Source organism: Paraburkholderia polaris (assembly GCF_012927345.1).
GTDB classification, from domain to species: Bacteria; Pseudomonadota; Gammaproteobacteria; order Burkholderiales; family Burkholderiaceae; genus Paraburkholderia; species Paraburkholderia polaris.
In genome coordinates this window covers 170,959-188,467 of record NZ_JABBGJ010000008.1, presented here as the reverse complement: position 1 = coordinate 188,467, position 17,509 = coordinate 170,959, and the positions used below count along the sequence as shown (strand labels likewise).

17 protein-coding genes and 1 other RNA gene are annotated in these 17,509 nt (G+C 60.0%); 15 read left to right on the top strand and 3 right to left on the bottom strand.

Annotated elements, in window-relative coordinates; translation table 11 throughout:
* The first annotated feature begins 932 nt into the window (after positions 1–932).
* From HHL24_RS09670 to HHL24_RS09640, 7 genes are all read left to right on the top strand, one after another.
* Positions 933–1,673, top strand: a complete 741-nt coding sequence (locus tag HHL24_RS09670) for a hypothetical protein (protein WP_169485279.1) — start codon at positions 933–935, stop codon at positions 1,671–1,673.
* A 146-nt stretch (positions 1,674–1,819) separates the two neighbouring features.
* Positions 1,820–2,782, top strand: a complete 963-nt coding sequence (locus tag HHL24_RS09665; protein ID WP_169485278.1) for a LysR family transcriptional regulator — start codon at positions 1,820–1,822, stop codon at positions 2,780–2,782.
* Positions 2,783–2,920: 138 nt separating this feature from the next.
* Complete coding sequence (locus tag HHL24_RS09660) at positions 2,921–4,234, top strand: Glu/Leu/Phe/Val family dehydrogenase (protein ID WP_169485277.1); 1,314 nt, start codon at positions 2,921–2,923, stop codon at positions 4,232–4,234.
* Positions 4,235–4,544: 310 nt separating this feature from the next.
* The gene (locus HHL24_RS09655; protein ID WP_169485276.1) at positions 4,545–5,438 is read left to right on the top strand and encodes a glutamate/aspartate ABC transporter substrate-binding protein; all 894 of its coding nucleotides are present in this window, start codon (positions 4,545–4,547) and stop codon (positions 5,436–5,438) included.
* A gap of 82 nt (positions 5,439–5,520) precedes the next feature.
* The gene (locus tag HHL24_RS09650) at positions 5,521–6,261 is read left to right on the top strand and encodes an amino acid ABC transporter permease (protein WP_169485275.1); all 741 of its coding nucleotides are present in this window, start codon (positions 5,521–5,523) and stop codon (positions 6,259–6,261) included.
* On the top strand, positions 6,261–6,938 hold the full coding sequence (gene gltK, locus HHL24_RS09645; protein ID WP_169485274.1) for a glutamate/aspartate ABC transporter permease GltK: 678 nt from the start codon (positions 6,261–6,263) through the stop codon (positions 6,936–6,938). Before HHL24_RS09650 ends, gltK begins: the two co-directional genes overlap by 1 nt.
* The gene (locus HHL24_RS09640; RefSeq protein ID WP_074282222.1) at positions 6,935–7,660 is read left to right on the top strand and encodes an amino acid ABC transporter ATP-binding protein; all 726 of its coding nucleotides are present in this window, start codon (positions 6,935–6,937) and stop codon (positions 7,658–7,660) included. Before gltK ends, HHL24_RS09640 begins: the two co-directional genes overlap by 4 nt.
* A 227-nt stretch (positions 7,661–7,887) precedes the next feature.
* Here the strand turns inward: HHL24_RS09640 and HHL24_RS09635 are convergent, their stop codons facing one another.
* Positions 7,888–8,814 carry a class II glutamine amidotransferase gene (locus HHL24_RS09635; RefSeq protein WP_169485273.1) on the bottom strand — a complete coding sequence of 309 codons (927 nt, stop codon included), beginning with the start codon at positions 8,812–8,814 and terminating at the stop codon, positions 7,888–7,890.
* 177 nt (positions 8,815–8,991) lie between these two features.
* Between HHL24_RS09635 and pyrC the strand changes: the two genes are divergently transcribed.
* The 3 genes from pyrC (at position 8,992) to rnpB (ending at position 11,569) form a co-directional block, all read left to right on the top strand.
* Entirely contained in the window at positions 8,992–10,062 is a 1,071-nt protein-coding gene (gene pyrC, locus HHL24_RS09630; RefSeq protein ID WP_169485272.1) for a dihydroorotase, read from the top strand.
* An 11-nt stretch (positions 10,063–10,073) separates the two neighbouring features.
* Positions 10,074–10,907, top strand: a complete 834-nt coding sequence (locus HHL24_RS09625) for a DUF3025 domain-containing protein (RefSeq protein WP_169485271.1) — start codon at positions 10,074–10,076, stop codon at positions 10,905–10,907.
* 248 nt (positions 10,908–11,155) lie between these two features.
* Positions 11,156–11,569, top strand: an RNA gene (gene rnpB, locus HHL24_RS09620) — RNase P RNA component class A.
* 99 nt (positions 11,570–11,668) lie between these two features.
* Here the strand turns inward: rnpB and HHL24_RS09615 are convergent.
* The gene (locus HHL24_RS09615; RefSeq protein ID WP_169485270.1) at positions 11,669–12,091 is read right to left on the bottom strand and encodes an OsmC family protein; all 423 of its coding nucleotides are present in this window, start codon (positions 12,089–12,091) and stop codon (positions 11,669–11,671) included.
* A gap of 709 nt (positions 12,092–12,800) precedes the next feature.
* Here HHL24_RS09615 and rplM point away from each other — a divergent pair.
* The 3 genes from rplM (at position 12,801) to erpA (ending at position 14,266) form a co-directional block, all read left to right on the top strand.
* The gene (rplM, locus tag HHL24_RS09610) at positions 12,801–13,229 is read left to right on the top strand and encodes a 50S ribosomal protein L13 (RefSeq protein WP_007180422.1); all 429 of its coding nucleotides are present in this window, start codon (positions 12,801–12,803) and stop codon (positions 13,227–13,229) included.
* An 11-nt stretch (positions 13,230–13,240) separates the two neighbouring features.
* Complete coding sequence (gene rpsI / locus HHL24_RS09605) at positions 13,241–13,633, top strand: 30S ribosomal protein S9 (protein WP_007180423.1); 393 nt, start codon at positions 13,241–13,243, stop codon at positions 13,631–13,633.
* A 267-nt stretch (positions 13,634–13,900) separates the two neighbouring features.
* Positions 13,901–14,266 (top strand): iron-sulfur cluster insertion protein ErpA, encoded by a 366-nt coding sequence (gene erpA, locus HHL24_RS09600; RefSeq protein WP_007180424.1) that lies wholly within the window; start codon positions 13,901–13,903, stop codon positions 14,264–14,266.
* An 84-nt stretch (positions 14,267–14,350) separates the two neighbouring features.
* Here erpA and HHL24_RS09595 read toward each other — a convergent pair whose 3' ends face one another.
* Positions 14,351–15,481: an anhydro-N-acetylmuramic acid kinase gene (locus tag HHL24_RS09595; protein ID WP_169485269.1), complete on the bottom strand. Its 1,131-nt coding sequence runs from the start codon at positions 15,479–15,481 to the stop codon at positions 14,351–14,353.
* A gap of 205 nt (positions 15,482–15,686) precedes the next feature.
* Between HHL24_RS09595 and tyrS the strand changes: the two genes are divergently transcribed.
* Together tyrS and dtd are read left to right on the top strand one after the other, a co-directional pair.
* Positions 15,687–16,931, top strand: a complete 1,245-nt coding sequence (tyrS, locus tag HHL24_RS09590; RefSeq protein WP_169485268.1) for a tyrosine--tRNA ligase — start codon at positions 15,687–15,689, stop codon at positions 16,929–16,931.
* A 53-nt stretch (positions 16,932–16,984) separates the two neighbouring features.
* Positions 16,985–17,443, top strand: coding sequence for a D-aminoacyl-tRNA deacylase (gene dtd / locus HHL24_RS09585; RefSeq protein WP_120303006.1), 459 nt, complete (start codon positions 16,985–16,987; stop codon positions 17,441–17,443).
* The last annotated feature ends 66 nt before the right edge of the window (positions 17,444–17,509 follow it).

The window sequence follows — 17,509 nt, the reverse complement described above, 5'->3', positions numbered from 1 at the left end:
TATCCGTTCCTCTTGAACATGAGAGTAGATGAAGCAACAGGCAATGCTCAGACTGAATGACGTCTTAAGACTTCCTGTGTGTCAATTTCGCTAAATTCGTGCGATGCGATGTATCTGGAGACGTGGTGTAACTCTGAAATGCGGATATGCGGAACAGCCGGAAATCGAACCGGTCGCTGCCAGCGGATCTCAAGAATTTTCATCGAATGTCGAACATTCGGGTAGCAACTTGATTCATTGCGCGCAGCACATCTATTACGCTGCGCGAATACCATTTATGACGACGTGCTTGTTTATGTCGAGACGCCCGGAGAGCGGCGGCGAATACTTTCAAAAAAAACGCCCGCAACTTACGGGCGTATTAACAATGCAGCGACCCGGGGAGAGGCCGCAACGCACCGAGGAACGACTAAGGACTGTTGCAGGAGTCTAGCTTAATCTCCGCAAAAGGCTACGTCGACTTACTACGGAAAAAAGGAGGAAATAAGTCGATGGTGCTTCACCCACGGATTCAAATATTTTCTTATCGAAAGTGACTGCGTTGTCGCCGGACGGCGATTGGCGGATTGGTGAGAATGGGTATCATTCGTTAGCGAAAGATGCCTGCGCAAGGTAACGGGCGTAGATGTGGCTGGTATGCGATATACGTGATCGCCAGCTAATTTTCGTCAAAAATATCAAATTAATGTCGTGTCGAGGGGTGCCATGAACGTTAATGCTGTGATGCAAAATGCCTGCGCCAGGGCGGTTTTGATGGCGTGACATGTTTCACGCGTTGCGCCACTTGGTAATTAACTATACGGTTCATTGCATGGGTAGTGGTGAAGTATTTTCTGAATCTAATGTCCGTGCTTCTCCATTTGTAAAAAAGTGAGTATTGTGTCGGCTCCTGTACCCCCAAAAAATCAAGTAAAGCCAGGAGGTCGTAAATAATGAAAGCTCCCCAGCAAGGTGTAACGGTCTTCAGGTCGGTTATTACCAACGGTACACAATTCGAGGAATACATCAACGGGATCGGGCGTCCAAGGTTCGCGGTCAGCTGTGGAGGCGACGATCCGGGCGGCGCCCAGGCCGGGCCGGATGAATGGCTGTTCGCCGACGATATTGAATGCCTGATGCGGGCATTTCTGGATTGGGATGCGCGTGGCATTCGCATGAAGTTCGATCAGCCGGCATCCAGCGAAGCGGAGGGCAGCGCAAGCTGGATCGTCGTGGGATTGCCTGCCCACTTCAACGATGCGACGGCGAGTCTCAACTGCGGGCTACTCGGGGCGATGTGCGGCGTGATGGGTGCTGACGGCGCCCGCCGGGCATTTCTCGAGTCAGTGTTCAATGACGCATGGACGTACGATTTCGTCGCGTTGCGGGCGAACCGCTACGACAGTTTCATCGAGCAATGGAAATCGGATGACGACAAGAATGCCCGGCCCGATCACTATCGGGCACTGAAGCATTTTGGCGTTATCAGCGATGCCGGCGAACTGGGCATCGGCTGTCGGCCGCAGCAGTATTGGGTGTATATCGGCGTGGCGAGTGGCAGCCTGACAGCTCAACAGCTCAACGATGCCGGCCTGGACCGCAAAGGCTTGATCGGCCAGGCATGTGTGATCAATGGACTCGGTGAGGTTGAGCGTATTGGGAACCACCGCGTCATGGAAGGCGACGAGGCCTAGTGCGTCTCTATCGCGCCTGGCCTGTCGCCGGCTCATGGCCGTCTCATCGCGCCGGCGGGCAATAGCGGAGCGTGATGGCCGCGGTATGCATCACGACACCGATCTAGAATGCTGTCTTCCTCTCTCCCGGCAGCAGCAGGCTACGTATGGAACTGAAATGGCTCGAAGACTTTGTTTCGCTCGCGGAAACGCGTAGTTTCAGCCGCTCTGCCGAATCGCGTCACGTCACGCAACCGGCATTTTCGCGGCGAATTCAGGCACTGGAAGCGTGGCTGGGCACGGAACTGATCGATCGTTCGGTTTACCCGACGCGGCTGACGGCGGCAGGCCAGGTGTTTTACGAGCAGGCGCTCACCATGCTGTCGCAGTTCCACGAGGCGCGTGCCCTACTGCGCGGACACACGGCGACGCCGCAGGCAACCATCGAGTTCGCGGTGCCGCACACGCTGTCGCTCACGTACTTCCCGCGCTGGCTGCAACGCATCGAAGCGCAAATGGGCCCGATCCATACCCGGCTGCGGGCGTTGAACGTGCACGACGCGGCTTTGGCGCTGGTGGAAGGCGGTTGCGATCTGATGATGGGCTATCACCATCCGAGTCATCCGGTCGCGCTCGATCCCGCGCGCTACGACATGCTCACGCTCGGCAACGAACCGATCAGTCCGTTCTCGGCGCCGGGCCGCGCCGGGCGCCCTCGGCACACGCTGCCGGGCACGGCCGAAACGCCCACGCCCTATCTAACCTACACGCCGAACGCGTACCTTGGCCGCATGACCGAAGTGATTCTCGCCAACGCGCCGGAGCGCCTGTATCTCGACCGGTTGTACGAAACAGACATGGCCGAGGGGCTCAAAGCGATGGCGCTGGCCGGCCACGGCATTGCGTTCCTGCCGCACAGCGCAGTGGAAGACGCGGTCGCCGACAGCAAGCTGATCAGGCTCGATCGCGCGACGCGCGGCACGCCCGAAGGGCAGCTCACGCTGACCATGGAGATTCGCCTCTATCGCGACAAGCTGGCCGCCAAAGGCGACGATGCACGGCAAATACTCGTGCGGCAACTGTGGGACGTGGTGTCGGAGGAGTTGGCGCAAGGCGCAGGCGCTGCCTGAAAACCTGCGTCCCTACGACGCGAATTTGCGGCTTCTTAACGGTTATGCAGAAAAAACATAATCGGATAAGGAAACGGCATTGGATTTCAAAACGGCGTTTTTCGACAATGCTGCTATTCGATCAACGCCGGAGCGTTCATGTCTTCTCAGCAGCAAGTCGCACAATCCGCATCATCGTTGCAGTCCGTTCCCTCCTACCTTAATAGCGAAGACCTCGGCCCGTGGGGCAACTACCTGCGTCAGGTCGACCGCGTCGCGCCGTACCTCGGCTCGCTGTCCCGCTGGCTCGAAACCCTGAAGCGCCCAAAGCGCATTCTGATCGTCGATGTGCCTATCGAACTCGATAACGGCACCGTCGCGCACTTCGAAGGCTATCGCGTGCAGCACAACGTGTCGCGCGGTCCGGGTAAGGGCGGCGTGCGCTATCACCAGGACGTGACGCTGTCGGAAGTGATGGCGCTGTCGGCGTGGATGTCGGTGAAGAACGCTGCTGTGAACGTGCCGTACGGCGGCGCGAAGGGCGGTATTCGTGTCGACCCGCGCACCTTGTCGCGTGGCGAGCTGGAGCGCATGACGCGCCGCTACACGAGCGAAATCGGCATCATCATCGGACCGAATACCGACATCCCCGCGCCGGACGTGAACACGAACGAGCAGATCATGGCGTGGATGATGGACACGTACTCGATGAACCAGGGCCAAACGGCTACGGGCGTCGTGACGGGCAAGCCGATCACGCTGGGTGGTTCGCTGGGCCGCCGTGAAGCGACGGGCCGTGGCGTGTTCGTGGTTGCCTCCGAAGCAGCACGCCGCATTGGTGTCGACATCGAAGGCGCGCGTATCGCCGTGCAGGGCTTCGGTAACGTGGGCGGCATCGCTGCGCGTCTGTTTCAGGAAGCGGGCTCGAAGTTGGTCGCGGTGCAAGATCACACCGGCTCGCTGTACAAGTCAACCGGCATCGATGCTGTCGCGCTGCTGGCTCACGTGGCGAAGACGGGCGGCGTGGGCGGTTTCGCGGAAGCCGACGCGATCGCGAACGAAGATTTCTGGACGGTTGAATCCGACATCCTGATTCCGGCTGCGCTGGAAAACCAGATCACCGAAAAGAACGCAGCGAAGATCAAGACGAAGATCGTCGTGGAAGGCGCTAACGGCCCGACCACTACGGCAGCGGACGACATTCTGCACGACCGCGGCATCCTCGTGATTCCGGACGTTGTGGCCAACGCGGGCGGTGTGACGGTGTCGTATTTCGAGTGGGTGCAGGACTTCTCGAGCTTCTTCTGGACCGAAGATGAGATCAACCAGCGTCTCGAGCGCGTGATGCGTGAAGCATTTGCCGCAGTTTGGCAAGTATCGAGCGAACAGAAGGTGTCCGTGCGGACCGCCGCGTTTATCGTCGCGTGTAAGCGGATCCTGGAAGCGCGCGAATTGCGCGGCCTGTATCCCTGACCTGATTGCGTGAAACGGCGGGTCCGCTACCTCGCGGAACTTACCGATCCTGCTTCGACGCGGTTCAAAAGACCGCGTGTTTGACCCGGCGGGCGGCATCGTATCGATGCCGCCCGCCTTCGCATGTCCGGAAAGGTTAACTGACCGTCCCGGAAGCGTCGTTTAACACGACAACACGCGTAGCGGCGCGCGCCCCCAAGGAAGTCCTCTTGAGGGATTAGGGGAACATGCAACAAACATGGTTTATAGCAATACTTTCAAAATAATTACTTTGCTAAACTGGCGCCGATTCTTGCCAAGGAGATCACACATGAAGGTTAAAAAAGCTGCGCTGTTGCTCGCGACTCTCGGACTGTTTACGGTTGGCGCGCATGCGCAAGACGCTGGTACGCTGAAAAAGATCAAAGACACGGGCGTGATTTCGCTGGGTCATCGCGAATCGTCGATCCCGTTTTCGTATTACGACGACAAACAGAATGTCATCGGCTACTCGCAGGAATTCGCGCTGAAGGTGGTGGAGGCGGTCAAGGCAAAGCTGAACATGCCTAACCTGAAGGTCAAGCTCACGCCTGTCACGTCGCAAAACCGTATTCCGCTGGTGCAAAACGGCACCGTCGACATGGAATGCGGCTCGACCACCAATAACGCCGAACGCCAGCAACAAGCTTCGTTCTCGAACACGATCTTCGTGATCGGCACGCGTCTGATGACCAAGAAGGACTCCGGCATCAAGGACTTCGCGGACCTGAAGGGCAAGACTGTCGTCACGACGGCCGGCACCACCTCCGAGCGCCTGCTTCGCAAGATGAACCAGGACAAGAGCATGGGCATGAACATCATTAGCGCGAAGGACCATGGCGAGTCATTCCTGACGCTCTCCACCGGCCGCGCTGCCGCGTTCATGATGGACGACGCGCTTCTGGCGGGCGAGCGGGCAAAGTCGAACAACCCGGGCGACTTCGTGATCGTCGGCACACCGCAATCGCATGAAGCGTATGGCTGCATGATTCGCAAGAACGATCCGGAATTCAAGAAGGTCGTCGACGACGCGATCGCGAAGGTCGAAACCTCGGGCGAAGCCGATCAGATCTACAAGAAGTGGTTCGAATCGCCGATTCCGCCGAAGGGCCTGAACCTGAACTTCCCGGAAAGCGACGACATCAAGGCGCTCTACAAGAGCCCGAATGACAAGGCAATCGATTAAACCTTAGCTGTTTTTTTGAAACGCTGAACGAGACGGAAGGGGCCACGCGCTTCTTCCGTTTCTTTTTGCTGGAGTCTTGGTCATGTCATATCACTGGAACTGGGGCATTTTGCTGAGTCCGGTCTCCACCGGCGAGCCGACCACCTATCTGGGCTGGCTGATGTCCGGCTTCTGGGTGACGATTACCGTGTCGCTGTCGGCATGGGTAATCGCGCTGATCGTCGGTTCGTTTTTCGGTGTGCTGCGCACGGTGCCGAACAAATGGGCGTCCGGTATCGGCACGCTCTATGTCGCGATCTTCCGCAACATCCCACTGATCGTGCAGTTCTTCATCTGGTATCTGGTGATACCGGAGTTGCTGCCGGTGTCGATCGGCAACTGGTTCAAGCAATTGCCGCCGGGCGCGCAGTTCTTCTCGTCGTCGATCATCTGTCTCGGGTTGTTCACCGCCGCGCGCGTGTGCGAGCAGGTGCGCTCGGGCATCAACGCGTTGCCGCGCGGCCAGCGCGCCGCGGGTCTGGCAATGGGCTTCACGCAATGGCAGACGTATCGCTACGTGCTGCTGCCGGTTGCGTACCGGATCATCGTGCCGCCGCTCACGTCCGAGTTTTTGAACATCTTCAAGAACTCGGCGGTCGCGTCGACCATCGGTCTGCTGGATCTGTCGGCCCAGGCGCGCCAACTGGTCGACTACACGTCGCAGACGTATGAGTCGTTCATCGCGGTCACGCTGGCCTACATGCTGATCAATCTGGTCGTGATGCAACTGATGCGCTGGGTCGAAGCCAAGACACGGTTGCCCGGCTATATCGGAGGTAAGTGATGCATCATTTCGACTGGAGCGGTATTCCGGGCGCACTGCCTACGCTGTGGACCGGCGCGATCGTCACCTTCAAGATCACGCTGATCGCGATCGTGTTCGGCATTATCTGGGGCACGGTTCTCGCCATCCTGCGGCTCTCGCCGTTCAAGCCGTTCGCCTGGTTCGCGAAGGCTTATGTCACGGTGTTCCGTTCGATCCCGCTGGTGATGGTGCTGCTGTGGTTCTTCCTGATCGTGCCGCAGGTGCTACAAAACGTGCTGGGCTTGTCGCCGGATATCGATATCCGGCTGGCTTCGGCGATGGTCGCTTTCTCGCTGTTTGAGGCAGCGTACTATTCGGAGATCATCCGCGCCGGCATTCAGGCGGTGCCGCGCGGCCAGGTCAATGCGGCGTTTGCGCTCGGTATGAGCTACCCGCAGGCGATGCGCCTCATCGTGCTGCCGCAGGCGTTCCGCGCGATGGTGCCGCTGCTGCTTACGCAAGGTATCGTGCTGTTTCAGGATACGTCGCTCGTCTACGTGATCAGCCTCGCCGACTTCTTCCGCACCGCTACGAATATTGGCGACCGTGACGGTACGAATGTCGAAATGGTACTGTTCGCGGGCGCGTGTTATTTCGTGGTCTGTGTGATCGCGTCGAGCCTCGTCAAAGGTCTTCAGAAAAAGGTCGCAAGATGATCTCTATCAAGAATGTTTCGAAGTGGTACGGTCAGTTTCAAGTGCTGACCGACTGCACGACGGAAGTCAAAAAAGGTGAAGTGGTGGTGGTGTGCGGGCCGTCGGGTTCGGGCAAGTCCACGCTGATCAAAACCGTGAACGGCCTTGAGCCGTTCCAGAAGGGCGAAATCGTCATCAACGGCCAATCGCTGACCGACAAGAAAACCAATCTGTCGAAGTTGCGTGCGAAGGTTGGCATGGTGTTCCAGCACTTCGAACTGTTCCCGCATCTGTCGATCGTGCAGAACTTGACGCTCGCTCAGATCAAGGTGCTCGGCCGTTCGAAAGACGAAGCCACCACCAAGGGCTACAAGCTGCTCGATCGCGTCGGTCTGCGTGCGCATGCGGATAAGTTTCCGGGGCAATTGTCGGGCGGTCAGCAGCAGCGTGTGGCGATTGCGCGCGCGCTGTCGATGGACCCGATCGCTATGCTCTTCGACGAGCCGACCTCCGCGCTCGATCCGGAAATGATCAACGAAGTGCTCGACGTGATGGTCGAACTCGCGCAGGAAGGCATGACGATGATGTGCGTCACGCACGAAATGGGCTTTGCCAAGAAGGTCGCGCACCGCGTGATCTTCATGGACAAGGGCTTGATCGTGGAAGACGACCGCAAGGAAGATTTCTTCGCGAATCCGAAGTCGGATCGCGCGAAGGATTTTCTGGCGAAGATCCTGCACTGAGGTTTTTATCGGGCCACGCTGCTTACATGGCGTGGCTCACATGCAAAAAAGCCGCTTCGGGAAAAGAAGCGGCTTTTTTGTTTTTGACGTTGGCCTTCTGACGTTCGGGAGGCAAGCGCGGGCTGGTCGTTCTGCCGTGCGTGAATGCAGACGCGGGCTAAGAATTCTTGCGTTGGCGAGCGCAAGCGTAGGGTCGGCGTTCCGACGTTAGCGAGCGCATTCGCAGGTCAGGATTCGAAAGCGGCGGCGTCATCCGCGGCTTCAAAGTCGACCTCGGCCGTGGCTACCGCCTCAACCGAAGCCGCAATCGTCGTTGCCGAAGCCGATGCGTCCAACGCCGGATTGCGCAACTTCTCCAGCACCGAAGCCGGCACCGGCACGTTGACTCGGCCGACCACTTCGCCGTGCTGGAACATCATCAGATCGCCCGGTTTGAAAGCGGTCCACACCTCGTTATCGGTGAGCGGCTTGGTCGCGATCACGGCGACGCGGTCTTCCGGCGTCGTGTATTTGGCGAAATCGATCGACACATCCGCATCGACCAGATGGGCAGTCGAGAATGGCCAGCGCCGCACGATGTAATGCAGATGCGTCGAGCAATGCGCGAACAGCGCCTGGCCGTTCGACATCAGGAAATTGAATACGCCGAATTGCGTGATCTCGCGCGTGAGCGTTTCGAGCGCGGCGAACAGTTCGTCGAGCGGCGGCTGCGTGCCCGGGAAAGCCTTGCGCAAACCTTGCAGCAACGCGCAGAACGCCAGTTCGCTATCGGTCGTGCCGACAGGTTGATAGACGCCCGTCAGCGCCGGCGAATAGTCTTTCAGGTCGCCGTTGTGCGCGAAGATCCAGTGACGCCCCCACAGTTCGCGCATGAACGGATGGCAGTTCTCGAGCAGGATGTGCCCTTGCGTCGCCTTGCGAATATGCGCGATCGTGTTCTTCGATTTGATCGGGTAGCGCTTGACCATTTCGGCGATCGGCGAGGTAGCCGACGATTGATGGTCGATGAACAGGCGGCAGGCTTTGTCTTCGAAGAAGGCGATGCCCCAGCCGTCCGCGTGGTGATCGGTGACGCCGCCGCGCGCCGCAAAGCCGGTGAACGAGAACGTGACGTCCGTCGGCGCGGCGCAGTTCATTCCGAGAAGTTGGCACATGTTGCGGGTAAGCCTGTGAACGGGGCGAGCCGTTACAATGATGATTTTCCAAGCATATCACCGAGCCAGAAGCGCCAAATAGCAAAATTGACGTGTGTTTAGGCCGCAACGGCACGAATTGCCGCAGTGTGCCCACGTCGATCACGCTTTTATCGCCGAATCTCGTCCCCTCTCGCCATGACCGCTTCCAACGCCCCCCACGATTCCATCGACACCGTTACGCTCGCCCGCCCGGACGACTGGCACCTGCACGTCCGCGACGGCGAGATGCTTGCCGCCGTGTTGCCCGATACCGCGCGCCAGTTCGGCCGCGCGATCATCATGCCTAACCTGAAACCGCCGGTCACCACGACCGCGATGGCGCGGGCGTACCGCGAACGCATCGTCGCCGCGATCCCGGCCGGCGCGAAGTTCGAGCCGCTGATGACGCTGTATCTGACCGACAACACGCCGCCGGACGAAATCCGCCGCGCGCGCGAAAGCGGCTTCGTGCATGGCGTGAAGCTTTACCCGGCGGGTGCGACGACCAACTCGGACGCAGGCGTCACCGACATCATGAAGTGCGCCAAAACGCTCGAAGTGATGCAGGAAACCGGTATGCCGCTGCTTGTGCACGGCGAAGTGACGGATTCGTCGATCGACCTGTTCGACCGTGAGAAGGTGTTCATCGACCGCGTGATGACGCCGCTGCGCCGCGAATTTCCGGCGCTGAAGGTGGTGTTCGAGCACATCACGACGAAAGACGCAGTCGACTACATCCGCGAAGCCGGCGTGGCGCCGGGGCTGCTCGGTGCGACGATCACCGCGCACCATCTGCTGTACAACCGCAACGCGATCTTCCAGGGCGGCATTCGCCCGCATTACTACTGCCTGCCGGTGTTGAAGCGCGAGACGCATCGCGTGGCGCTGGTCGAGGCGGCGACCTCGGGCAATCCGCGCTTCTTCCTCGGCACCGATAGCGCACCGCATCCGAAGGGTTTGAAGGAACACGCGTGCGGCTGTGCGGGTTGCTACACGGCGCTCCATGCGCTCGAACTCTATACGGAAGCATTCGACAAGGCCGGCGCGCTGGACAAACTCGAAGGCTTCGCCAGCTTCTTCGGCGCGGATTTTTACGGTCTGCCGCGCAGCGAAGAGAAGGTCACGCTGCGTCGCGAAGAATGGACGCTGCCGGCTGAATTGCCGGTTGGCGACACGCCTGTCGTGCCGCTGCGCGGCGGTGAGTCGATTGGCTGGCGCCTCGTCTGAGGTTGCGTTAGATGCAGGTGCAAGAGGCGGCGCGCGTGGGCTTCGGTTTCGCCGATATCGACTGGTCGAAGCCGTGGTTCGCGCAGTTCGCGGTGCGCGGCGAGCGCTGGCAGCAGGGCGCGCTGACGAGCTACGCGGCCTTGCTCGCAGAAATGAATGCCGACGCCGGCGATATGCGGCAGGTCACTGGGCGCGGTCAGCGCCTCGCGTTCATTGCGCAGGACGATCTGCCGCCGGGCGCGGCTTACGAGGCGCACATCGCATCGACGGGCTGCGTGCCGACGCGCCACAACCTGCATGACTTCTTCAACGGGTCGATGTGGTTTGCGTTTCCGCGTATCAAGGCGGCGCTGAACGCGCGGCAGTCGGCGGCGATCGACGCGTTAGGTGTCGGTCCGACCCGCGGCGGCGTGCGCGACACGTTGACCTTGTTCGACGAAAACGCGTTGCTGTTCGCCTGTGCCGACCCGGCGTTGAGCGTGGCATTGCGCGGGTTCGACTGGCAGACGCTGATGGTCGCTCACCGTGATGCCTGGGGCGCACGCTGCGAAGTGCGCTGCTTCGGGCACGCGCTGCTGGAAAAGCTGGTTGCGCCGTTCAAGGCCTGCACGGGCCACGCGTGGATCGTCGACGTGCCATACGAATACTTCGGTTGGGACGCTCCGGCGCGCGACGCATGGCTTGATAAGGTGGTGAGCGCCACGTTGCTGGGCACAGACGCATTGACGAGCCGTATGTTCGCGCCGCTCCCCGTGCTGGGCATTCCGGGGTGGTGGTCTGAGAACGAAGTGCCGGCGTTTTACGAGGATGCCTCAGTGTTTCGAGCAGGCCGCCGCACGCGCTAGGGCTTGTCGGCCCACGTGAGATTTCCTGAAAGGGGCTTCAGTGGGCTGTCGCACGCGACAAGCTTTCCCGATCCACTTGAAGTTGTTTGAGCGGCGTCTGTGGGTGGCCGCGCACGCGAGTCGCACGGATGTGACGTCGCCACATCGCGGCGCGATTCGAATTGCTCGCGCCGGGCCAGATGCCATCCGGCTATTTCTCCCCACCGACGCGGCTACCCATGCCGGCAGATGCTAAAATGCGCCCCAGCAAAGCAGGCTAGGCAGTCGCGGCCTCTGCGGCTTCGGCTAAAGAGGGCGAGGAAAGTCCGGACTCCATAGGGCAGGGTGATGGCTAACGGCCATCCGTGGTGACACGCGGAACAGGGCAACAGAAAGCAAACCGCCGATGGCCCGGCGCAAGCCGGGATCAGGTAAGGGTGAAACGGTGCGGTAAGAGCGCACCGCGGCTGCTGCAAGGCAGACCGGCACGGTAACCTCCACCCGGAGCAATTCCAAGTAGGCAGGCTAGCATCTTCGAGATGCAGGACGGGGCCCCCGTCACGTCTGCGGGTAGGAAGCTTGAGCGCGTCAGCAATGGCGCGCCTAGAGGAATGACTGCTACGCGCGTCACGTTTTCGGACGTGGCGCGTGCACAGAATCCGGCTTATCGGCTTGCTTTGCCACCCAACAAAAAATGCCGGCGTCCGTGTGGACGCCGGCATTTTTATTTTGACGCGCTGGTTTGGTTAGATGCGCGGCTACCTGCGCCGAAGCCGAAGCGCTCAGCCCGCGACGATATCGAACGAGTGCGTGAGCTCAGCGGTCTTCGCGATCATGATCGACGCCGAGCAGTATTTGTCGTGCGACAGATTGATCGCGCGCCCCACCGTAGCCGGGTTCAGATTCTTGCCCGTCACGGTGAAGTGGAAATGGATCTTGGTGAATACTTTGGGATCTTCGCTGGCGCGTTCGGCCTTCAGCGTCACCGAGCAGCCGGCGATTTCCTGGCGGCTCTTCTTCAGGATCATCACGACGTCGTACGCCGTGCAACCGCCCGTGCCGAGCAGAACCATTTCCATCGGACGCGGCGCGAGATTGCGGCCGCCGCCTTCCGGCGCGCCGTCCATCGTGACCAGATGACCGCTGCCGGTCTCGGCCGCAAATGCCATCCCGTCTTGCCCCATCCAGCTAACTTTGCATTCCATGCTGTGCTCCACCGCGCTGCGCTTATATCGAAACGGCATTGTAGCCCGGTGTCTGCGTGTCCGCCCGAGGGGACTTTCGCTGGAACTTACGCGCAATGATGGCTTGCGTGTTGCAGTGCGGCACGTTCCGCCGATTCGGGAATGTCCTGACGGGTTTAGGGGTTTTACTCTAGACGATGTCTGCTTAGGCAACCGCTTAAAATGGCTTTCACAATTGATTTTAAAAGGAATTCAGCGTTTTTGGGTCTGTGGATGTGACTACCATATTGTGAGATAGAGTTTCACAATGCAAATGTTCTTGCATCGCACAAGGACGCCTCGTATAATCGATCCCATCGGTTGCAGCAGTTCTGCAACCTCCGCTGTCTCCTCCACCTCCTCCTTTGGTGGATTAAACCCGAACCGCTCGTTCGGGTTTTTTTTCGCTCGCGCTTTCGCCTGCGCTTTCTCCCGTGTTTGGCTCCCGGAGCCGGTGTCGTCCGGCGGCCCACGAGGAACGTCAAATGACGCTGTCCGGCCGTCGCCGCAGACAACTTGTCGCCCGAAACCCCGCAAACTTTGACTCGGCGTGACAAATTCCTTTATAATTCAGAGCTTTTCCGCATCCGCGCCCGCGGAGGAAGAACCAGGGAGAGCCTGCACGCGCCTCGATGCGCACACTACAAGCAGGAAAAAATACATTGGGCGCAGCAATTTTTTTGGATCGATCATGAAGACGTTTTCCGCAAAAGCCCATGAGGTTACGCGTGAATGGTACGTGATTGACGCGACGGATAAGGTTCTCGGGCGTGTCGCCAGCGAAGTGGCACACCGTCTTCGCGGCAAGCACAAGCCTGAATTCACTCCGCACGTCGACACCGGTGATTTCATCATCGTTATCAACGCCGGCAAGTTGCGCGTCACGGGCAACAAGGCTACTGACAAGAAGTACTACCGTCACTCGGGTTACCCGGGCGGTATCTATGAAACGACGTTCGGCAAGATGCAAGAACGCTTCCCGGGCCGTGCGCTCGAGAAAGCGGTCAAAGGCATGCTGCCGAAGGGCCCGCTCGGCTACGCGATGATCAAGAAGCTGAAGGTCTACGCTGAAGCAACGCATCCGCATTCGGCACAACAGCCGAAAGCGCTCGAGATCTAAGGGGAGCCCACATGATCGGTAACTGGAATTACGGCACGGGCCGCCGCAAGAGCGCCGTCGCACGCGTCTTCATCAAGGCTGGCAAGGGCGAGATCATTGTAAACGGCAAGCCTATCGCCGATTACTTCTCGCGCGAAACGTCGCTGATGATCGTGCGTCAGCCGCTGGAACTCACGAACCACGGCGTCACGTTTGACATCAAAGTCAACGTGAACGGTGGCGGTGAAACGGGTCAAGCCGGTGCGGTTCGCCACGGCATCACCCGCGCGCTGATGGACTACGACGCAACGCTGAAGCCGGAACTGTCGAAGGCTGGCTTCGTGACGCGTGACGCTCGTGAAGTCGAACGTAAGAAGGTCGGCTTCCACAAGGCACGTCGCAGGAAGCAATTCTCGAAGCGTTAATCGCTTCGGGTGCAATCTGGCTTTCGGGCTGGATCGCTGCAAAAGCCGCCAACGCTTTCGCGAAGGCGGCTTTTTTTATGACTTTTCGCGTTGAATTTACGACGACGGTTTTCTCGCTGGGGCGGTGGTTTGGTCCGCTCAGGCGGGCTGACGGCGGCCGGCGCCGATCGATAGAGTTTCCTGGAAGAACCCATTGATTTTGTGGGCATCAGCACGATATTGAGATCAGCCCTACAATAGCGGTTAGAAGCTTTTTGGAGAGTTCGAATGAACGCAGTCACCGATACACCCGTGACCGAGATGCCCGCCCCCTTCGTTTTTACCGACGCAGCGGCTGACAAGGTCAAGCAACTGATCGAAGAAGAAGGCAATGCGGACCTCAAACTGCGCGTTTTCGTGCAGGGCGGCGGCTGCTCGGGCTTTCAATACGGTTTTACGTTCGACGAAGCCGTCAACGAAGACGACACCGTCATGAACAAGAGCGGCGTCCAGCTGCTGATCGATTCAATGAGCTACCAGTATCTGGTCGGCGCTGAGATCGACTATAAGGACGACATCAACGGCGCGCAGTTCGTCATCAAGAACCCGAATGCTACGACCACCTGTGGTTGCGGCTCGTCGTTCTCGGTTTGATGGCCGGTTAGGCGACAGGTTGTAAAAGAAAACGGGGCTTCGGCCCCGCTTTTTATTGTCTGCGCTAAAACCCAGGGGCCTCGCTTAGCGCGGGTAGATCGCCCCCAGCACGCGCTCGGCAGCGGCGCCGGTGACGGCCGGCAAATTGCCCGACAGCCGTGCTACGCAGCGCATCGCGAGCCATGCAAACGCCAGCGGCTCGACCTGGCTCGGCGGGACGCCGAGCGCGTCGGTTGTCATCACGGGCACGCCGCTTACGCCGCTGTCCTCCAGCGCCTGTTGCAGCGCTTTCAGAATCTCCGGATTGCGCGCACCGCCGCCACACACATAGACCGCCTTGGCGTCCGATGCATGCCGTTCGATTTCGCGCGCAACCGTTACCGCAGTCAGCGCGACCAGTGTGGCTTGCACGTCGGCGGGGGCGAGAGCGGCGAACGGCTGGAGCTTCGCATCCAGCCATTGCGCGTTGAACAAGTCACGGCCGGTGCTTTTCGGCGGTTGCTGCGAGAAGAAGGGCTCATCGAGCAGCGCGTTCAGCAACATGCGATCGACCTGTCCGCCCGCGGCGAAATGGCCGTTTTCGTCGAAAGGTTTGCCGAGATGGCGCTGCGCCCATTCGTCGAGCAGTGCGTTCGCCGGCCCGCAGTCGAAGCCGCGCACGCTGCCGGTCGCGTTCAGGATCGTGATATTGCTGATACCGCCCAGATTGCAGACCACCCGCGTTTCGTCTTTCGCGCCGAACACCGTGGCGTGAAACGCCGGCACGAGCGGCGCGCCTTGGCCGCCGGCCGCGACGTCGCGGCTGCGGAAGTCGGCTATCACGTCGATGTGCATCATTTCCGCGAGCAGCGCGGGGTTGTTGATTTGCCGCGTATAACCCTTTTCCGGTCGATGCCGTACCGTCTGGCCGTGGACGCCGATTGCACGGACTTCTGAGGCCGGCACGCGGCTGCAATTCAGCAATTCGTGGCAGCACACGGTATAGCGCGTGGCGAGCGCATTCGCGGCCAGCGCTTCGCGTTCGATCTCGTTGTCCCCCGGCTGTTGCAGCGCGAACAGCGCCTCGCGCAAGCCTGCCGCGAAGCCGACAAACGCCTCGGCCAGCACCACCGGTGGCTTACCTTGGGCAAATCTGACGGCCACACCGTCCACGCCGTCCATGCTCGTGCCGGACATCAGTCCAAAGTAGACGCCGTCTGCGGGGTCTTGCGCCACGTTGCTGCTCCTCTCGATGATTCGTTGCGATCTGTTTTAGCAGATTATCCGCGCAAGCGCGGCCGAATATAAAGCGTCACGATGCCAATGGCGCGTCCTAACAAGCCGAAATCATGCGCCGGCGGGCGCTTATGGCTGAGTCAGTGGGCGCGGCGGCGCGCATCTATGGGACAATCTCCTTTTTTCGCGACTTCACGTTTCCAGCATGACCACCGAGTCCACCAAGCCCAGCCCCGCCTTCCCGATCACCGACGAAGTCCGTCACGCACTCGCGGTCACCAAACGCGGCGTCGACGAACTGTTGATCGAAGACGAATTCGCGCAAAAGCTCGCGAAGAGCGCGGCTACGGCCAAGCCGCTGCGTATCAAGCTCGGCCTCGATCCAACCGCGCCTGACATCCACATTGGCCACACGGTCGTGCTGAACAAGATGCGGCAGTTGCAGGACCTCGGTCACACGGTGATTTTCCTGATCGGCGACTTTACGTCGCTGATTGGCGATCCATCGGGCCGCAACGCCACGCGCCCGCCGCTCACGCGCGAGCAGATCGAATCGAATGCGAAAACGTATTTCGAGCAGGCCGCACTCGTGCTCGACCGCGACAAGACCGAAATCCGCTACAACAGCGAATGGTCGATGCCGCTCGGCGCCGACGGCATGATCAAGCTCGCGTCGCGCTACACGGTGGCGCGTATTCTCGAGCGCGAAGACTTCACCAAGCGTTTCCAGGGCGGCGTGCCGATCTCGATCCACGAATTCCTGTACCCGCTGATGCAAGGCTACGACTCGGTCGCGCTGAATGCCGACCTCGAGCTCGGCGGCACGGATCAGAAGTTCAACCTGCTGGTGGGCCGCGAACTGCAGAAACAGTACGGTCAGGAACAGCAGTGCATTTTGACCATGCCGTTGCTGGAAGGCCTGGACGGCGTCGAGAAGATGTCGAAGTCGAAGAACAACTACATCGGTATCAGCGAAAAGCCGACGGACATGTTCGGCAAACTGATGAGCATTTCCGACGTGCTGATGTGGCGTTACTTCGAACTGCTGTCGTTCCGTCCGATGGACGAGATCGCCGGGTTCAAGAAAGAGATCGAAGCGGGCCGCAATCCGCGCGATTTTAAGGTGATGCTCGGTCAGGAAATCGTCGCACGCTTCCATTCGCAAGCCGATGCCGAGCGCGCGCTTGAAGACTTCAATCATCGCGCCAAGGGCGGCGTGCCGGACGATATTCCGGCCGTGACGCTCGCGGGCGCACCGCTCGCAATCGGCCAGTTGCTCAAGCAGGCCAACCTCGTGCCGTCGACCAGCGAGGCGCTGCGCAACATCGAGCAGGGCGGCGTGAAGATCGATGGCACGACTGTGTCCGACAAGGGCCTGAAGGTCGAGGCCGGCGAGTACGTCGTGCAGGTCGGCAAGCGTCGTTTTGCGCGCGTCACGCTGACGGCTTGATGGCTCAGCGATAACGTGATGATGCCTCGAGCGTTGCATTCGGAGTCGAGCCGATGATTGCGCTGATACAGCGCGTGCGGCGCGCGGAAGTGCGTGTAGGCGACCGCGTGACCGGCGCGATCGAGGCGGGACTGCTCGCGCTCGTATGCGCCGAACGTGGCGACACGGAAGGCGCAGCTGACCGGCTGCTCGCCAAGGTGCTCGGCTACCGGGTCTTCAGCGATGCGGCTGGCAAGATGAACCTCTCCGTGCAAAATCTCGACGGTGCCGGGCGCGCAGGCGGCTTGCTGCTCGTTTCCCAGTTCACGTTGGCGGCTGACACCAACAGCGGCCTGCGCCCGAGCTTCACGCCCGCCGCACCGCCGGACGAAGGCAAGCGGTTATTCGATTACTTCGTCTCGGCAGCGCGCGCAAAGCACCCGATCGTCGAGACGGGCGAGTTCGGCGCCGATATGCAGGTGTCGCTAGTCAATGACGGACCAGTCACGTTCTGGCTGCAGACGAACGCTTGAGTTTCAACTGCCGCCGAATGGTGCATTCGCCGGCAGGCATCTACTCCTCCAGCCGCTTTTTGCGAC